Consider the following 1,705-nt stretch of genomic DNA (forward strand, 5'->3'; position numbering starts at 1 on the left):
GCGTTCAGCCTTACCAGCCTGACCGCCACCATCAATGAGATGGACTACAAGCCTGGTCGTCTTGGGCAACTGGGGCTTTTTCAGGAGAGCGGTATCAATACAACAACCGTCGTGGTAGAGAGCATTAACGGAGAACTCCGCTTGTTGCCCTCAACCGAGCGTGGCGCACCAGCCACTCAGGCCATTGGTGATAAACGTCAGCTGCACAGCTTTGTGGTGCCCCATATTCCCCATGACAGCACCATTCTGGCGGCGGAAGTGCAGAATGTCCGTCAGTTTGGCAGTGAGGATGCCATGCAGGGAGTACAGGCTGTTGTGAACCAACGGCTGCAGAAGATGAATGCCAACCATGAGGTGACGCTGGAGTTTCTACGCATGGGGGCACTCAAGGGTGAAATACTGGATGGCGATGGCAGCACCATTCTCTACAACCTGTTTGATGAGTTCGGTGTTACTCAGCAAACCCATGACTTCAAGTTCAGCAGCACAACCACTGACGTTCGTACCCAGGGCGTAAAAGCCCGTCGTCTGGTGGATGATGCGTTGGGAGCCTTGCCCTACAGCGGTCTCCATGCATTCTGTGGCTCTGACTTCTTTGATGGGCTGGTTGGCCACAAGTCAGTAAAAGAAGCCTACCAGCGTTGGCAGGATGGTGAAGCCCTGCGTACCGATCCCAAGGGCCGGTTCCGTTTTGCGGATATTGATTGGGAAGAGTACCGGGGCTCAGTGGGTGGCAATGACTTTGTCGCGGCCAATGAAGCTTATCTCTACCCAACCGGTGCGGATATCTTCAAGACCTGGTTTGCGCCGGCAGATTTTGTCGAAACCGTTAACACCATCGGCCTGCCACGCTCCGCCAAGCAGAAGGTCATGGATTTTGAGAAGGGTGTGATTGTTCATACCCAATCCAATCCGTTGCCTATCAATTTACGACCACGGGCAGTGATCAAGCTGACCATGAGCTAACCATAACAACAGGAGACTGCTCCAATGGATAAAGCCTTCAAAGTGATGGACCACACCATTCTTTCAACCTTTGGGCAGTCGGTTTTACTGACGTTTTCGGATCAGTCATCGCTGGAAACCCGGGGCATTATCAATAAAGAACTGGTAGAGCTTGGCAAATATGAGGCTGTCCAGGGTGAAGTCACCATTCTCTCTGTGGATAGTGCTATCCGGCTGAAGCGTGGCGATACCGTGTTGGCCAATGGTCAGGTTTATGAAGTCGACCGAAAACTGAAAGACGATGGCTATTTAGCCAAATGGAATATCCATGCTCATTGAATAGGAAGTCAGCGGCGATATTGAAGAACTCACCGCCCTGTTCAAACAGTCCCCGGAAAAAACAGAGCAAGCCATTCAAAGAGCCCTGTCCAAACTGAGCCGCTGGGCTGAACGGCAAGTGCTACGTGATATGTCCCGACGCATGAAAGTATCACAAAAACGGCTGAAGGAGCTGAACCGGATCAAGGTAAGGCTCAATAAAAGCTACGGCAGAAAAGAGCGTTACCTGACCATCTGGATTGGTATTAATGAAGTGGGTGCCCATCGTCTGGGTAACCCAAGACAAACACGCCGAGGTGTCCGGGTAGGCAGTCACAGTTTCTGGGAAAACAGTTTCCTGATGCAGCCGGTCAATGCTTCCCGGGAACTGATCTTTGAACGAAAGGATAACTGGCAACACCGTTACCAACAATCCAAACGC

3 protein-coding genes are annotated in these 1,705 nt (G+C 51.7%); all 3 read left to right on the plus strand.

All coding sequences use genetic code 11. The annotated features are described in order from the left end of the window. On the plus strand, positions 1 to 966 hold a 966-nt coding region (locus tag J7438_RS25350; protein ID WP_209278824.1), incomplete at its 5' end, for a major capsid protein. Between the two features lie 24 nt (positions 967 to 990). Beyond that, positions 991 to 1,284, plus strand: coding sequence for a head-tail joining protein (locus J7438_RS25355; protein ID WP_209204573.1), 294 nt, complete (start codon positions 991 to 993; stop codon positions 1,282 to 1,284). Between the two features lie 118 nt (positions 1,285 to 1,402). Next, the coding region (locus J7438_RS25360) for a hypothetical protein (protein WP_209278825.1) at positions 1,403 to 1,705 on the plus strand (303 nt) is incomplete at its 3' end.

It is taken from the genome of Thalassotalea sp. G20_0, assembly GCF_017744175.1.
GTDB lineage: Bacteria > Pseudomonadota > Gammaproteobacteria > Pseudomonadales > Endozoicomonadaceae > Endozoicomonas.